Consider the following 15,123-nt stretch of genomic DNA (forward strand, 5'->3'; position numbering starts at 1 on the left):
CCTGCCGCCTGATCGGCGTATCGAATACAAGTGTGCATTGTAGCCTCAGGCCCCGCCTAATGACAGTACAGCATTATCCAGAGGGGCTGAAAATCAGCGTATTTACGGCTGTCTGCATGACACCTTGGCATTCATCGGGTAGATTGAAACAAAGCCTCTATCGCCTTGGTCCATCATGAAATTCAGCTTGTTCTCCCGCTTTAATGCACGTCGCTTGCGGCGTCTACTGCTGATCTGTGTAAGCTTTGTGTTGCTGCTTGGGATCGTGGGTGGTGGGTTGCTGCCTTGGCTGGTACGGCCTTGGCTGGAGAGGGAGTTGTCCAGCACATTGCGCCGCCAGGTCAGCATTGCCGAACTTTCGTTCAATCCTTATCTGCTGAGGGTGCAGGCAAGTGATGTCCGTGTACTGGATCGCGATGGCAAGCCCTTTGTGGCCATCAGAGGCCTGGGCATCAATGCCCAGCTCAGCAGCCTCTGGCATCAAGCCCCGGTGATCAGCGAGCTGAGTGTGGATGGTTTGCAGGTGAATATCATCCGGCTTGGGCAGGGTAAGTTCAATTTCTCGGATTTGCTTGCCCCGGACACGACACCATCATCCCGTCAGGATGCCGGCCCGCCGCGTTTTTCGCTGAACAATATCCGCATTGCCGATGCTAGCGTAGCACTCGATGACAGGGTGGCGGGACAGCGTCATGCGCTGACCAAGCTGCAGATCGCGCTACCCTTCATTTCTTCGCTGCCATACCGTCTGGATGAGTACATTACCCCTTCGGTGAGTGGCAGCATCGACGGCACCGCATTTGCCTTGACTGGAAAAAGCAAGCCTTTCGCGCAAGGGCATGAGACCGAACTCGAGCTGGAGGTACGGCAGCTGGATCTCACCAAGTATTCCGGCTACATGCCCCTGCCGGAAGGCTACGGCCAGCTCGCAGGATTATTGAGCTCCAAGGTGCAAGTGGTATTTCGGCAGACGGAGGCGCCAGCGGTGTTGCTGCGAGGCTCTTTGCAGCTGGAGCGATTCAGTGTTGGCTGGCAGGGGCAACCCCTGCTTCAGTTTGGCAAGCTCGGGGTCAGACTGGACGAGCTGGAGCCTCTGCGGCAGCGTTATGCCATCGGACGCATCCAGCTGGATGACTGGCGATTGAATTTGCTGCGCGGCAGAAATGGCCAGATTGGCGGCCAGCCTGTCGGTGAGCACCAAGCCCGGGCTCCCTCCTCGCCGTCTTCCGCTTTGAACTTCAAGCTGGGCGAGCTGGTGCTGAACAAGGGCGAGGTGAGCTGGCGTGATGAAACCACTACGCAGCCGTTTAAGCTGCTGCTGGCAAATCTTCAGGCCAGTATTGCCGGTGTCGAGTTGGGCTCCGGCAAGCCTGCCCGGGTATTGCTGACAGGACGCAGCGATGCCAGTGATGATTACCGTATCGAGGGACAGCTCCGGCCCGAATCGCTGGATGGAGAGCTGAAGGTAAGCATTGGCGGACTTCAGTTGGCCCGCTTGCAGCCCTATCTGGCCGGGTTTTCCCGTGCCGAATTGCAGGGCAGGGTAGCGGCAGAGGCGAAGCTGATGCTCAGAAATGCCATGCCTGAGAAGGTTGGTGATCTGGCAGTTGAGCTGGATGGGGTTGCGCTGCGACTGCCACATACCCGTGCGCCGTTATTTGAAAGTGGCCAGCTGGCCTTGCAGGGCGGCGAGGTCGATCTGCAGCAGCAGCTTGTCCGGGTGGCCGCTGTAACCGGGCAGGGCGGTGGTCTTGCCATGCAGATGGGGGTGGATGGACAGCCCAGGCTTGATGGCTTGCTGGTGGCAACCGAGCGGAAGGGGGCGGCAGCCAAGCCCTGGCAGTTTGGCCTTGCCGCGCTGGACCTGACTGGCTGGCGCGTCCAACTGGCGGATGAGCGGCTGGGAAAAACCCCGCCCTTGTTGCTGCGTGAGATTCGCCTTGGCGTACAGGATTTCGATCTGCACTCCGGCAAGCCAGCCAGCATGACTTTCTCTGCACTGGGAAGTCGCCGGGGCAGCTACAAGCTCGCTGGTACCGTGGTGCCCTTCCCATTCTCCGGGCGCTTCCAGCTGGATCTCAACGGGCTGGATCTTGCCTATGCCCAACCCTATTTCACCCGCTGGCTGAATGTGTCGCTGGCCAGCGGTTTCGTTTCTGCCAAAGGCGAGCTGCAACTGGTGACTCATCCGTCCTTACGGGGCAGTTACCGTGGCATGGCGCAAGTTTCCGATTTTTATGCGCTGGATAAAGTGAGCGGCGATGATTTTCTGCGCTGGAAGCAGTTGCGTCTGAGCGGAATTGATGCCCAGCTCGATCCGCCAGCACTCAAGGTGGGCGAAATCCTGCTGGGGGATTTCTATTCACGGCTGATTCTCTCCGCCGATGGCCGATTGAATCTGCAGGATATCGTCGTGCAGGACGGGCAGGCCGTTTCGGTAACCAGCGAGAATACCGCGGGCAAAGTGGTGGCGCAGACTGCGGCCAGTCAGGCTGCCGTCGCCAGCAGTGCCAGCGCACGTGTGGTGCCCGTGAGTGTGGGGCGGCTGGTCTTCAAGCGCGGCAATATCAACTACAGCGATCTCTTCATCAAGCCGAATTACACCGCCAACATGACAGACATGACCGGCCAGGTGGTTGGGCTCTCGACGGATCTGTCTGCACGGGCCTCGCTGGAGCTCAATGGCAGCGTGGACAGAATTGCACCGGTGACCATCTCAGGCTCCCTGAATCCGCTGGCTAAAAATCTGTTTATCGATGTCAAGGGCAGTGTCAAGGGCTATGACCTGACTGCCGCATCGACGTATTCGGCCAAGTATGCCGGCTACGGGATCGAGAAGGGCAAGCTCTCGATGGATGTCGCCTATTTTATCGACCAAGGCAAACTCAAGGCCAGCAACAAGGTGTTTCTGGATCAGCTGACGCTGGGCGAGCAGGTCGACAGCCCGGATGCCACCAAGCTGCCGGTCAAGTTTGCCCTGTCGCTGCTCACCGATCGCAAGGGACAGATCAATCTCAATATCCCTGTGGAGGGTTCGCTGGATGATCCCCAATTCAGCATGGGCGGGCTGATCTGGCAGGTGATCGGCAATCTGCTGGAAAAGGTCGTCACCGCGCCCTTTGATGCGCTCGCCAGTGCTTTTGGCGATGGGCCGCAATTCTCGCATGTGGCTTTTTCACCGGGCAGCAGCAGTATTGACGATGCTGGCCGGGAGAGCATCCGCCGCCTTGCCGATGTATTGCAGGACAGGCCGGCGCTCAGGCTGGATATTTCCGGCTGGGCTGCTCCTGCCGAAGACGCACAGGGCATCCGCCGCAACAAACTGGATGAGCAGATTCGTGCCTTGCGGGTGGCCGAGTTGGGTGAGCAGGCCGAGTCACTGGATGCGACAACCCTGGTGATCAGCAAAGCGGATTACCCGCGCTTGCTGGAACAGGTCTACAAGGCGGGCAAATTCAAGAAGCCCAAGAATCTGCTGGGGTTGAGCAAGAGCCTTCCGCCCGCGGAGATGGAGAGCCTGATTCTGGCGAATACCGTCGTCAGGGATGACGATCTTGCGGAACTTGCGCTCAGGCGAGCCCAGGCAACCAAGAGTGCACTCAAGGAGGCAGGGGTCGAGGATAGCCGCCTGTTCGTGGTCAAATCGCGCATTGATGCCTCCGCCGCCGATGCCAAGGATGGCCCGCCCAGCCGGGCGCATTTCAAGCTGCAATAAGCAAGCAGGTTAATTGCAAGTACGAGTGCTTAGCGAACGGCACCCAGTTCGCGCAGCTGGCTGGCGAGCTCATCGGCCAGAATCTGGTAGCCCTGCGCATTCGGATGCACCAGATCACTCTTGAGTTGCTGGCGCCCGAGAATGGATGCCAGTGCCGTATCGTTCAGGGGGACTTGATGCTGCTCGGCTAGCGCTTGATACAGGGGTGGGGTATCAAGGCCGAACCCCAGTTTGGGGACGCCTATCAGCAAAACCGGAACTTTACGGCTAGCCAGCAGCGCCAGCATGGCGTCCAGATTTCGCTGCGTTTCTGCTTCGGGTTTGCGCTGCAGGAAGTCGTTGCCGCCCAGGCACAGCAGCACCAGTGCCGGCCGGGTTTCGTTCAGTGTCGTTGGCAGTCTCGCCAGACCTTCGGCCGTGGTTTCGCCAGGAATCCCGGCGTTGATGACCGGATGACCAAGCTGTGCCGCAAGCCGGCTGGGATAATCGGCACCATTCTCGGCGCCGATGCCGTAGGTGAGACTGTCACCAAAGGCCAGAATGGTGGCCCCTTGTGCCAGCCGGGGCAGCTCGGGCTGGCCGCAGGCCACGAGCAGAATGGTCAGGCAGCATAGAAGCAGATGGCGCATGCGGGCATTTCCGAGGGTGATGCTTACAGCTTACAGCCCGATTGGCGTTGTTGCCATACGCTTTCGAAGGTAAAGAGCAGCAGCGCTCCCCAGATCAGGGCAAAGCCTGCCGCTTTGGCGGCGCCAAACGGCTCGTGCCAGACGAGAACACCCAGCAGCAGTTGCACGGTCGGGCCGATGTACTGCAGTAGGCCGAGCTGGGTCAGGGTGATGCGGCGTGCGCCGGCGGCAAACAGCAACAGGGGGATGGCGGTAACTGGCCCGGCCAACAGTGCCAGCAGCTGAATCCGGGGAGATGCGCTGATGAAACCGCTTTGCCCCTGGATAAGCAGCAAGGCCAGTGCCGTGGCGGCGAGCGGGAACAAGAGGGCGGTTTCCAGTGCCAGCCCTTCCAGTGCGCCAAGGCTGGCTGTCTTGCGAAGCAGGCCATACGTGCCAAAGGTCAGCGCCAGGATCAGCGCAATCCACGGCAGTTGCCCGATGCTGACGGTCAGCCAGAGTACACCAGCGGCAGCCAGGGCAATTGCCAGCCACTGACCACGGCGCAGCCGTTCATGCAATACCAGTACGCCCAGCAGCACATTCACCAGCGGGTTGATGAAATAACCCAGGCTCGCGTCGACGACCCGTCCGGCCTGCACGGCCCAGATATAGATGAACCAGTTCACCGAGAGCAACAGGGCGGAGAGTGCAAAGCCGGCCAGCAGGCGCGGATTGCGCAGCTGTTGCAACCACTGCCATTGCCGGCGCAGTAACAGGATGGCCCCCAGAAAGACCAGTGACCACACCATGCGATGCAGCAGGATTTCCATGGCCGGCAGGCCATGCAGGCTTTTCAGGTACAGCGGCAGCAGGCCCCAGATCAGGTAGGCGCCGGTCGCATACAGGATGCCGCGATTCATCGGCGCTCCACAGGGTATCGGAGTGACCTTGTACCACCGCTGGCGCGGACTGCCTAGTTGCGGGAATGCCTAGTCAGTCTGGCGAAATGTGGCGGCAGATGCAGTACACTGAAAGCTGTTCCTCATCGCCACAGGCTCAGCGCCATGAATCTGGAAAAGGTCATCTTCGGGTTTTTCATCATCCTTGCCTTCACGCTCAATTTCGGTTTTTTTGTCGGTGAGCTCGATGCCATCCATCAGCACGATTCCTTCGAGCTGTTTGCCGCGATTGTGGTCAATCTGATTGCCACGGTGCTCAAGGTCGGCGACCGTACCCAGCTGGGGGCCGTGCATCTCTCGACCAGCCTTGTGGCTGATCTGCAGTTGCTCGTGGCTGCCTGCGTGTGGGGGTATGCCTCGTTTGGCAGCCCGGACGGCATGACACCCAAGCTGATGGCGACCATCGTATCGCTCGCCGGCGGGGCGATGATGGCCAATATCGTCTCGGTGGTGTTGCTGATCGGTGAAACGCTGACCCAGCGCCGCTAGCCGGCAGAATCGCCCCATCATGTACAACATTTTCTTTCTGGCCCTGCGCCGGCTGCGGGTGCCGCTGATCACGCTGATCCTGATCTATGCCGTGTCGATGTTCGGCCTGGTGCTGATGCCGGCACCGCCCGGGCAGCCGGCGCTCGATTTCTTTCACGCCTTCTATTTTGTCAGCTATACCGCCACGACCATCGGTTTTGGCGAGATTCCCTACACGTTTTCCCCCGGCCAGCGAGCCTGGGTGCTGGTATGCATCTATCTGTCGGTGATCGGCTGGACCTACACACTGGGTAGCCTGCTGGCGCTGTTCCAGGATCGCAGCTTCCTGCATGCGTTGCGGCTGGCCAAATTCACGCTGAAAGTGCGGCGCATGCCGACGGGCTTCTATCTGATTCTGGGTTACGGGCAGACCGGCCAGCTGCTGGCACGGGCGCTGGACGAACGTGGCGAGCGTTTTGTGGTGGTCGAGCAGCGCGAGGAGCGGGTAAACGAAGTACTGCTTGCTGGCTATCACGCCGATGTGCCGGCAATTGCCGGCAATGCCGCCAATCCCGAGCTGCTGCAGCTGGCCGGTATTCTGCACCGCAACTGCCGCGGGATTCTGGCGGTTACCGGGGACGAAAACGTCAATCTGGCCGCGATGATGGCCAGCCATGCACTGCGCCCCAGGCTGCTCAGTATCGGCCGGGCCCGCTCGCTGCACGTCTCGCGCAATATGTCCTCGTTTGGCGCCAATCACGTGGTCAACATGTTCGAAACAGTGGGCATGGAATTCCGCATGGCGCTGCGCTCGCCCAGCCACTACCGGCTGTGGCAGACGCTGACCCAGCTGCCGGGGCGTCCGATACCATCCTTGTTCCAGCCGCGTGCCGGGCTGTGGCTGGTGGTCGGCTTCGGGCGTTTCGGCCATGCGGTCTACGAGGCGCTGGTGCATCAGGGGTATGCCGTGCGCGTGATCGACGAGGAATCCCATCCAGATTTGCCCATCGGTGTGCAGGTTGCCGGGCTGGGGGTCGAGGAGCGTGACCTGCGAGAGGCCGGAGTGCGCGAAGCCGTGGGGCTGATTGCCTGCCACGATCACGACATCAACAACCTGTCGGCGATTGCCACGGCTCGTGAGATGAATCCGGGGCTGATGATCGTGGCCCGGCAGAATCTGGCGCAGAACCGCAGTCTGTTTACCGCCATTCACCCCGATCTGACAGTGGTGCGCAGCCAGATTGTCGCTCGCCAGACGCTGATTGCGATGACGACCCCCTTGCTGACGCAATTTCTGGAGCTGATGCAAGGCTATAGCGTCGAATGGGCCGGCAAACTCGAAGAGCAGTTGCTTGGGCTTTGCGACGGCGAGGTGCCCGAGCGCTGGGCGCTGGAGCTGACGGCGCAGAACAAGGGCTTTGTGCACGCCTTTCTGGCCCAGCCGTTACCGCCGCTGCGGCTGGGGGATCTGAGCCGTCACCCCGACCGGCGCGAGCAAGCGCTGGATTGCCTGGCGCTGTTGTACCAGTATCAGGGGCACGACATCGTGTTGCCGCAGGCCAGTCAGCAGCTGCAACTTGGCGCGCGCATCCTGTTTGTCGGCAGCCCGAAAGCCCGCCGCCTGATGCAGTGGGCACTGGAAAGCCCCGAGCTGGTCGATTACCTGCGCACCGGGCTAACCCCGCCGCGCGGTGCCGTGTTCAGGTGGCTGGCGGCGCGCAAGCAAGCCAAGCCTGGATAGTGAAGCTGATCGCGCTTCGGACAAGAAAACACCTCCGCGTGCGGAGGTGTTTATCTTGGGTATGACTCGCAAATCTATGGCTTTAAAGGCGTACAGGGGTATACATTGTCAGATTGCGGGGTAGGCCGGCTGGAATAGCGCCTTGAGCGTCGCGCCCGGCTGCGGTTGTTTCATGAAGGCTTCGCCGACCAGGAAGGTGTGTACGGCGTTATCGCGCATCAGCGCCACATCGTCCGGTGCCAGGATGCCGGACTCGGTGACCACGATGCGGTCCGGCGGAATGCGCGCCAGCAGATCAAGCGTCGTTTGCAGGGTGACGTCGAAGGTGCGCAGATTGCGGTTGTTGATGCCGGTGAGCGGCGTTTTCAGCTGCAGCGCGGCATCCAGCTCTTCACCGTTGTGCACTTCCACCAGCACGGCCATGCCCAGACTGTGGGCGATGGCTTCGAAATCGCGCATTTCCGCGAGGCTGAGTTCGGCGGCAATCAGCAGGATGCAGTCGGCACCCCAGGCGCGCGCTTCGAAGATCTGGTATTCGTCGACCATGAAGTCCTTGCGCAGTGCCGGCAGCGTGCAGGCGGCGCGGGCGGCCTTCAGATAATCCTCGTGCCCCTGGAAGTAGGGCGCGTCGGTCAGCACCGAAAGACACGCCGCACCATGCGCGGCGTAGTCTGCGGCATGTTCGGCGGGGCGGAAATCAGCGCGGATCACGCCCTTGGACGGGCTGGCCTTCTTGATTTCGGCGATGATGCCCGGCAGGCCGGCGGCATGCTTGGCGCGCAGTGCGCCGACAAAATCACGCAGATCGGCACCGTTGGCCTCCGCCTGGGCACGGATTTCGGCCAGCGGGATTTTGGCCTTGGCGACGGCAACTTCCTCGCGCTTGGTGGCCCAGATTTTTTTCAGAATGTCGGACATGGCACAGCTCGGTATGGCGTTTCGCGAAAGGAGCTTTTTACCACAAATCTCCCCCGGCTTGCCTGGGCTGGCGCAAATTGGCTACGGCAGTCCCAGTGTGCGGCGCAGCAGAAGGGGGGCGATGCGATCCGTGCTAACACTGCTCCGCGCGGCTCAGCGAATTCTGGCGCCGCAGTGGAGCGCAGGGTTTCCCCGCCCTGCGTGCAGCGTTTTGCCCTTCTGCCACGCTCGCAAGGATGGCTTTAACCGCATAAGGGCAATGACCGGTTGATGTTTGCCGGCCCTCCCATTTAACTAGATCCAGCGCTTTGCTCCTGTCGCAGTCGGCGACGCTGATCACCACCATCTGCCGGTGTGCTTCGGTTTACGCGCGCGCTGCGCGCTGGTAGTGCAGGCACAGCGAGCTGTAGGTGTCCGGCTTGATCGCGGGCAGGCCAAAGGCATGCACATTGCCGTCGAGATCGCGAATTTCGATGCGGTAGCCGACAACAATGCCGGCGTCGGATTCGACCGGAATGATCTGGTTGCTGTGGACCGCGTGCCAGTTGAGCAGCGACCCGTCGCGCAGCTGAATGCCTTGCCCGGACAGGCTGAGCATCGGGCGAGTGCTGGCGAGCAGTTGCGGCAAGATGGTGAGTAGCGGGTAGGCAATGCAGCTGCCGCCCATCAGCAGGACCGCCAGACGGGCCAGCTGGTTGGGGGTGTCGCTGCCGATGCCGATGGCGAGGATGGCACTGCCCAGCAGTACGGCGCAGACCAGAATCAGGATGCGCTTGCCGCGGGCGGGGTAGATGTGGGTGGTATTGGGGATTGTCATTTTGATACTGGGGTGTGTATCGCCCCGTAGCCCATATGAGATAAGGATTCAAGGGCGATACATGTGGTGCAATTTACATCTTGTTCTTGATCAGCATGACTTCGATGATCGATACGGCTGTGGCCTGATCAAGTTCCAGTGCGGTCACGATGCGCTCCAGCACTTCTTTTTCGTCATCTTCCAGCTCGCCATCGGCCAGCACAATGTCCGCCACGCAGGCAAAGGCGGTCGGACGCAATTCTTTCGGGATGCCGCCAGCGCCAAGCTTTACCAGCTCCAGTGCACCCTTGCTTTCCAGGGTGGCGAAGGCTTTGTCGAACAGCTTTTCCAGCTTGCCATCATTGATTTCGTCGAACATTTTCAGACGTGCGATGTACGTCATGATCGAGCGGCCTTCCTGATTGGATACGCAGCCATCCGCACCGGCAGCGGCGATACACAGGTTGACGAATGCGCCCTGAACGCTTTCATCATTGGTTTTGGTAACCAGACCGAAGGCTTTGTCGAGCAGACCCATGAATTCATCTCCGAGGTAGTAGTTTTGGAGCGCACAGAATCACCCGACTTGGTGATGTAGTAAAGTGACGTTGGTTACATGTTGCTTAAATGAAATATTTAAGTAAGCAAATTAGTGTTTGCTATTGGATTTTTTCCGGGATTTGCGGGTTTGCTTGGGTGCCAACTGTCTTAATGTTGGATGCAAATCTTGGTTTCAGGAGTTTGGTTGGGGATGGCCCAGGCCTGCTGCAAGAAAAATGGAAGCCGGCGGCCTCCCGCGCAGGATGAGCTATGCATCCAGGCTTGTCCCCCCGCTTCAGGTTCGTGCTGCGACCAGTCCGAGCAATTGCCGGTTCATTTTACGCGGATTGCGCTTCAGCGCGGCATTCGCCCGGTGGTCAGCGCCACCGCCCAGTCGTTGCGACCATTCATGGCTGCCAGATCGGACATGGCCTCGTGGTCGTAGTCCACGGCGCGAAGCTCGGCACGCCAGAGGCCGTCGTATTGCTCCAGAATGGCGTAGCGGGCCGCCGGGCTGCCGGTTTCCATGCGGTGAAAATAGGGGCGGGCATCGTCGTAGGCCGGCAGGCCCACGCTGCCGGGATTGACCAGCAGCAATCCATCCAGCTCGACAATACGGGGGGTATGGGTATGCCCGCAAGCTATGACTTTCAATGGCTGTAGCTTGATACCCCCGAGTCGCTGGCGAATTTCATCGGGAGTGGCGGTGCGCGCCCCATCCGGATCGACGCTTTCCAGCAGGTAGTCATGGTCACTGGTCGGGGTGCCGTGGCAGAACAGTACTTCACCGACACGCTGGCTGGGTTTCAGCGAGGCCATCCAGCGCAAGTGTGTCGCGCTCAGTTCGCGCAGCGCGTATTCATCGGATGCGCCGTCCGCGTTCGGCACGTAATTCAGCAGTTGCCGCTCGTGGTTGCCGGCGAGCTGCAGCCAATCCTGCTGCAGCAGGAAATCCGCGGTTTCCGCCGGCAGCAGCGGGCCGGATACGCTGTCGCCCAGATTGACCACGCGGTTGGCCCCGCATGCACGGGCATCTGCCAGCACCGCCTGCAGTGCCGGCAGATTACCGTGAATATCGGAAACCAGCGCGATGCGAACCATGGGTGATCAGGCGCCGTTGCGCTGGGCTTCCTGCTCCAGCAGGTGCGGGAAGGGGCGTTCGCGTAGCCACTTGGTTGCGATCCATTTCTCGCCCTTGCGCACCGGTGCACCACCGTGCAGCGTCAGCGGGTCTACCTGGCTGCGACTGTTGCAGTATTCGAAATACACCGCCGAGCCCTTGCGCGGCGGAACAGCGACCCCCAGCTCGGGGAAGACCGTCTCGCCGCCTTCCTCCACGTCGTTCAGGTACATCACCAGGGTGGACACGCGCTGGCCGGCTGTACTCAGGTGCTGATTGCTGCCCGCGTCCTGCGGCGGGAAATAATCGTAATGCGGCTTGTATTCGGCACCGGGCTGGTAATTCAGGATCTGCATGTCCTCGGCGTGCGTGATCGGCCAGTGCATCAGCGCGGCCAGCCGCTCGTCGATGCGGGCGATGAAGTCATCTTCGCGCAGCCGAAAGAAGGTGCCGTGGCTGCTGCGGTCAGCAATCACCATGTCCTGCCCGGTGGTCGGGTCAACCGTCGCCGAGCGGGTCAGCTTGCTGCGCGACAGCGCGATCAGCTGGTCGCATTCCTCATGGCTGAGCACATTGTCAAACACCACCACCACCGGCTTGTCCATGCGCAAGGCCACGCGCACATCGCGATCGCCGGCGCGGATCACCGATTGATCCATGGGAATGCGCGGCTTTTCGTAGCGGTAGCCACTGGCCTGCGCCCGCTGCGCCGCCGCCGGGGCACCAGCCTGCGGCGCCACCGGCGCGCCGTCGATGCGGCCGGCTGACTGCAAGTAGTGATAGACGATCGCCCCGGCAAATAACGGATCGAACTGCTTGGCGACCATCGCATCGACCAGCGTCTGCGAGTTGCAGCCACGCTCGATGTTTTCCATGAGCCAGAATTCCCACTCCGGCGTCAGATGCGTAATCGTGTTCATCGGCAATCCTCCAGCAATGCTGTTTTGGTTTTGTGCCGCTATTGAACACCAGCCGCCGTAAACACGCACTTGCTTTCGATTTTGCAGTGCGCAAAATGCAGCTCGGGAGGCTTATCCTGGGATTGTGCTTTTACATCTGCCGGAACTGAGCTGCATAACTGCGACTGAGTGGTAGCGCGTCGTTGCGGTTTTTCAGATACACCAGCTGCCGGCCGAGCAGATCGCGCTCGATGCGGGCGATGGCTGCAAGGTTGACAATGGTGGCGCGGTGGATCTGGGCAAAGCGGCTGGCATCAAGCTGCGGCAGCAGATGCTTGAGCGGCGTGCGGATCAGGTGGCGCTCCTGCGCGGTGACCACTTCGGTGTATTTGTCGGTTGCCTGGAAAAACAGCACTTCATCGATGTGCACCAGCCGCGTCGTATCGGCAAGGCCCACGGACAGCCAGGTCAGCGGCGTCGGGGCATGTTGCTGCAGCTGGTCGAGCACGGCGGGCAGGTTGCTGTTTGCCGGTTGCTGTTGCTGCAGCTTGCTGATGCACTGGATCAGTCGCGCATCGCTCACCGGCTTGAGCAGGTAATCGATGGCCGAGGCTTCAAAGGCTGCCAGTGCGTAATCATCGTAGGCCGTCACGAATATCACCCGCGTACGCTGTGCGGCCTGTGCCACCTGCAGGCCGGTGAGCCCCGGCATGCGGATGTCCAGAAAGGCGTAATCCGGCTGTAGCCGGTTCAGTTCCGCCAGTGCCGCGACCCCATTTCCCGCTGTTGCGAGAATCTGCAGCTCGGGCCAGAGCTGTTGCAGGCGTTGCTGCAGATGGCAGCACAGGTGGGGTTCGTCGTCGGCAAGCAAGGCGGTTGGCATGGCTGAATCACAATGAAAGAATGCAGGATTGGCATCATCGCGCGTGGCGTCGGCCACGGCAAGCCGGCGGCTTCGCGGGTGTTACTGCATCACTTCACGCCGGTAGGGGACTTGCAGCTCGGCGCGTACGCCACTGGGCGCGTTGCCGAAGAGCTGCAGTTGCCCGGCCGTGCCGTACAGATTGGCCAATCGCTCGCGGATATTGGCCAGCCCCACGCCCTGGCCAGGGGCTGGGCTTAAGCCTATGCCGGTGTCGGTTACGCTGAGCCGCAGCAGGCCGTTGTCCTCGCGCGCCTGCACCGTGATCGTGCCACCGGCCAGTGCCGGCTCGATGCCGTGCTCGATGGCATTCTCGACCAGGGGTTGCAGCAGCAGTGGCGGCAGACTGGCATCGCGCAGGTGGTCGGGTACGTCAATCTGGTAGCGCAGTCGCTCGCCCAGCCGGATGCCGATAATCCCCAGCAGCGCTTCCAGCAGTGCTACCTCGTCACCCAGCGTGGTGCGTGCGCTGCGCGTGCGCCCCAGTGTGGCCCGCAGGTAATCGTTGAGGTGTTCGAGCATGATGCGCGCCAGTGCGGGGTCGCGGTCGATCAGGCTTTGGACATTCGCCAGCGTATTGAACAGGAAATGCGGCTCGATCTGCGCCTGCAGCATTGCCAGCTGCGCGGCCGTTTCGGCCTGTTTCAGTTCGGCGGCACGCTGCTGTTCGATTGCCAGTGCCAGCGTCGAGGCATGCAGCCGGTACAGCAGCACGAAAAAGGCGGTAGCGGCCAGCCCGATCAGCAGCGAGGAGCCCAGATTGCGCCACAGCCGCTCCGGGGGGGCGCTGTGCAGCGAGAGTAGATCCGGAGCCCCCAGTGCCTGTGAAAGCAGCAGCCCGCAGATCACGCCGAGCGGGGCAATCAGCAGCAGACGCCACAGCAGCAGCGGTCGTTCACCGACCAGCCGGCTGAAGCCGATATTCAGCGCCCATAGCGACAGGCCGATACTGTGTGACAGCAGCATGGCATCGTGCAGCGTGATGTGCGGATCAAGCAGCACTTCCAGCGCGCCGATCAGCGTATTGACCACCAGCAGGATGCCGAAATTGCGCAACCAGTAGCGCCAGTCGTGATGCGGCGGGCAGGGGGGCAAGCCAGAGAGGGGAGAGGAGGTCGTCATGGTCAGAAATAGTAGCGCAACATGGCCTGAATGGTCTGGCTTGCCGGCGACGCCCCGTAAACGCTGAACGCATCCCCTGTGCCGTATTGCCACTGGACAATCAGGTCGGCGTGTTCCAGATGATACATCGCCTGCAGCCAGACGAGGCTGCTCTGGTCGGTGAGGTCGTGGCGGATCATGGCCGCCAGTTCGCTCTGCGTGACCGGGAAATCCTGCCAGCTGGCATAGGTAAACAGCGCCTGCTCGGTGGTGAGTGCCTGCATGGTGCCTGCCCATGCGCGGTACATGCCGTAGGCCTGCCGGTCGTGCTGCAGCGCCTGCCATGCCTTGGCATCCGGCGCCGCGCTGCTGTACTGGTATTCGACGGTGACACTGAGCTTGTTGGCAAACGTCTGTGTCAGGCCGGTGGCGAGCTGGGACTGGAAGCGCTGCGGGCCAGCCACGCCCAGTGCCTGATCGATCTGGCTGGCAGCGCGCCCGCCGGCGTATTCGACGTAGAGCACCGTGGCATCGCTGGCGAGGAGGCTCAGGTTCATGCCAAGCTGCGGAGCCGCCCCCGATTCGGCGTAAATCAGCCCTTGCGGATTCAGCCAGTCATTGATGGCCTGGCTGAACACCAGCAAGCCGCGGTCGCTGGCATTGCTGGCGCCGAAATCCGCGCTGAATGGCGCCGTACTGCGCTGGTCGGCCAGTCTGGGGGAATACAGCGCGCTGACGCTGCCGCCATCCCACAGCCATTGCCCGCGCAGCATGCCGCTGCCGAGCCGGTTTTCGCGCAGGCTGGCCGGCGCGATCGAGGTGACCGAGCGTAATGCGCCAGCCTTGAAAAAATCGGTCGGGTTAAAGCCCGTCGCCACGCCGCTGCGCAGGTTTATCCGTCCCAGATCGTAGATTTGCGCCGGGTCGGGCTGCCAGCTCAGATAGGCTTCGCGCAGCGTATTCACCTGATTGTCTTCGTTCAGCCAGCCGCTCCAGCCCAGGTCCAGCCGGTCGGACAGCACGGCCCGCCAGTCCGGCGCGAAGCGCACGTCGGCATTCAGATCCAGCGACAGGCGTTGCTCTGCCTCCCAGCCGCTGGTGCGCTGATCCTGTCCGCCCGCCATCAGCTCGGCGAAGAACTGCCAGTCACGCGCCGGCGCGGCACTGGCCGTGCTGTTGTCCGCCAGTGCCAGCGCATCAAGCTCGCCGGCGGCCTGGGCAAGCGCAGGCCTGCCGGGCAGCAGTGCCAGCAAGAGCAGTGCGATGTTTGATACGTGGTGGCGTATGGGCTTGGGGTTTTTATTTTGCATGGCTTTCGGCTTTATACCCTGCT

The 15,123-nt window shown here is 61.4% G+C and carries 13 protein-coding genes; 3 read left to right on the forward strand and 10 right to left on the reverse strand.

The genetic code is table 11. The features are described 5' to 3' along the window. The first annotated feature begins 175 nt into the window (after positions 1–175). The gene (locus tag INR99_RS04615; protein ID WP_194115155.1) at positions 176–3,715 is read left to right on the forward strand and encodes a DUF748 domain-containing protein; all 3,540 of its coding nucleotides are present in this window, start codon (positions 176–178) and stop codon (positions 3,713–3,715) included. Positions 3,716–3,744: 29 nt separating this feature from the next. On the opposite strand, the gene INR99_RS04620 is transcribed toward INR99_RS04615, so the two are convergent. Both INR99_RS04620 and rarD read right to left on the reverse strand, forming a co-directional pair. After that, positions 3,745–4,344, reverse strand: coding sequence for an arylesterase (locus tag INR99_RS04620; protein WP_194115156.1), 600 nt, complete (start codon positions 4,342–4,344; stop codon positions 3,745–3,747). 23 nt (positions 4,345–4,367) lie between these two features. Next, positions 4,368–5,246, reverse strand: coding sequence for an EamA family transporter RarD (gene rarD / locus INR99_RS04625; protein WP_194115157.1), 879 nt, complete (start codon positions 5,244–5,246; stop codon positions 4,368–4,370). Positions 5,247–5,390: 144 nt separating this feature from the next. Between rarD and INR99_RS04630 the strand changes: the two genes are divergently transcribed. Together INR99_RS04630 and INR99_RS04635 are read left to right on the forward strand one after the other, a co-directional pair. Next, positions 5,391–5,774: a DUF6394 family protein gene (locus tag INR99_RS04630; RefSeq protein ID WP_194115158.1), complete on the forward strand. Its 384-nt coding sequence runs from the start codon at positions 5,391–5,393 to the stop codon at positions 5,772–5,774. Between the two features lie 19 nt (positions 5,775–5,793). Further along, positions 5,794–7,494, forward strand: a complete 1,701-nt coding sequence (locus INR99_RS04635) for a potassium channel family protein (protein WP_194115159.1) — start codon at positions 5,794–5,796, stop codon at positions 7,492–7,494. A 108-nt stretch (positions 7,495–7,602) separates the two neighbouring features. Here INR99_RS04635 and trpC read toward each other — a convergent pair whose 3' ends face one another. From trpC to INR99_RS04675, 8 genes are all read right to left on the reverse strand, one after another. Next, a complete protein-coding gene (gene trpC / locus INR99_RS04640; RefSeq protein WP_194115160.1) occupies positions 7,603–8,412 on the reverse strand; it encodes an indole-3-glycerol phosphate synthase TrpC in 810 nt (269 codons plus the stop codon). Positions 8,413–8,776: 364 nt separating this feature from the next. After that, positions 8,777–9,229, reverse strand: a complete 453-nt coding sequence (locus tag INR99_RS04645) for a hypothetical protein (protein ID WP_194115161.1) — start codon at positions 9,227–9,229, stop codon at positions 8,777–8,779. A 73-nt stretch (positions 9,230–9,302) separates the two neighbouring features. Beyond that, complete coding sequence (locus tag INR99_RS04650) at positions 9,303–9,746, reverse strand: tellurite resistance TerB family protein (RefSeq protein ID WP_194115162.1); 444 nt, start codon at positions 9,744–9,746, stop codon at positions 9,303–9,305. Positions 9,747–10,102: 356 nt separating this feature from the next. After that, a complete protein-coding gene (locus INR99_RS04655) occupies positions 10,103–10,849 on the reverse strand; it encodes a metallophosphoesterase family protein (RefSeq protein ID WP_194115163.1) in 747 nt (248 codons plus the stop codon). 6 nt (positions 10,850–10,855) lie between these two features. Further along, a complete protein-coding gene (locus INR99_RS04660) occupies positions 10,856–11,788 on the reverse strand; it encodes a 2OG-Fe(II) oxygenase (protein ID WP_194115164.1) in 933 nt (310 codons plus the stop codon). A gap of 130 nt (positions 11,789–11,918) precedes the next feature. After that, positions 11,919–12,650, reverse strand: coding sequence for a LytR/AlgR family response regulator transcription factor (locus INR99_RS04665; protein ID WP_194115165.1), 732 nt, complete (start codon positions 12,648–12,650; stop codon positions 11,919–11,921). An 81-nt stretch (positions 12,651–12,731) separates the two neighbouring features. Then, positions 12,732–13,811: a sensor histidine kinase gene (locus INR99_RS04670; protein ID WP_194115166.1), complete on the reverse strand. Its 1,080-nt coding sequence runs from the start codon at positions 13,809–13,811 to the stop codon at positions 12,732–12,734. Between the two features lie 2 nt (positions 13,812–13,813). Next, on the reverse strand, positions 13,814–15,100 hold the full coding sequence (locus INR99_RS04675) for a hypothetical protein (protein WP_194115167.1): 1,287 nt from the start codon (positions 15,098–15,100) through the stop codon (positions 13,814–13,816). Between the last annotated feature and the right edge of the window lie 23 nt (positions 15,101–15,123).

This window comes from Chitinilyticum piscinae (genome assembly GCF_015223195.1).
GTDB lineage: Bacteria > Pseudomonadota > Gammaproteobacteria > Burkholderiales > Chitinibacteraceae > Chitinilyticum > Chitinilyticum piscinae.

What these genes read in the sequence shown, in the direction of transcription:
- INR99_RS04615 (WP_194115155.1), top strand. Translation starts at nt 176, where the DNA reads ATGAAATTCAGCTTGTTCTCCCGCTTTAATGCACGTCGCTTGCGGCGT.
- INR99_RS04620 (WP_194115156.1), bottom strand. Translation starts at nt 4,344, where the DNA reads ATGCGCCATCTGCTTCTATGCTGCCTGACCATTCTGCTCGTGGCCTGC.
- rarD (WP_194115157.1), bottom strand. Translation starts at nt 5,246, where the DNA reads ATGAATCGCGGCATCCTGTATGCGACCGGCGCCTACCTGATCTGGGGC.
- INR99_RS04630 (WP_194115158.1), top strand. Translation starts at nt 5,391, where the DNA reads ATGAATCTGGAAAAGGTCATCTTCGGGTTTTTCATCATCCTTGCCTTC.
- INR99_RS04635 (WP_194115159.1), top strand. Translation starts at nt 5,794, where the DNA reads ATGTACAACATTTTCTTTCTGGCCCTGCGCCGGCTGCGGGTGCCGCTG.
- trpC (WP_194115160.1), bottom strand. Translation starts at nt 8,412, where the DNA reads ATGTCCGACATTCTGAAAAAAATCTGGGCCACCAAGCGCGAGGAAGTT.
- INR99_RS04645 (WP_194115161.1), bottom strand. Translation starts at nt 9,229, where the DNA reads ATGACAATCCCCAATACCACCCACATCTACCCCGCCCGCGGCAAGCGC.
- INR99_RS04650 (WP_194115162.1), bottom strand. Translation starts at nt 9,746, where the DNA reads ATGGGTCTGCTCGACAAAGCCTTCGGTCTGGTTACCAAAACCAATGAT.
- INR99_RS04655 (WP_194115163.1), bottom strand. Translation starts at nt 10,849, where the DNA reads ATGGTTCGCATCGCGCTGGTTTCCGATATTCACGGTAATCTGCCGGCA.
- INR99_RS04660 (WP_194115164.1), bottom strand. Translation starts at nt 11,788, where the DNA reads ATGAACACGATTACGCATCTGACGCCGGAGTGGGAATTCTGGCTCATG.
- INR99_RS04665 (WP_194115165.1), bottom strand. Translation starts at nt 12,650, where the DNA reads ATGCCAACCGCCTTGCTTGCCGACGACGAACCCCACCTGTGCTGCCAT.
- INR99_RS04670 (WP_194115166.1), bottom strand. Translation starts at nt 13,811, where the DNA reads ATGACGACCTCCTCTCCCCTCTCTGGCTTGCCCCCCTGCCCGCCGCAT.
- INR99_RS04675 (WP_194115167.1), bottom strand. Translation starts at nt 15,100, where the DNA reads ATGCAAAATAAAAACCCCAAGCCCATACGCCACCACGTATCAAACATC.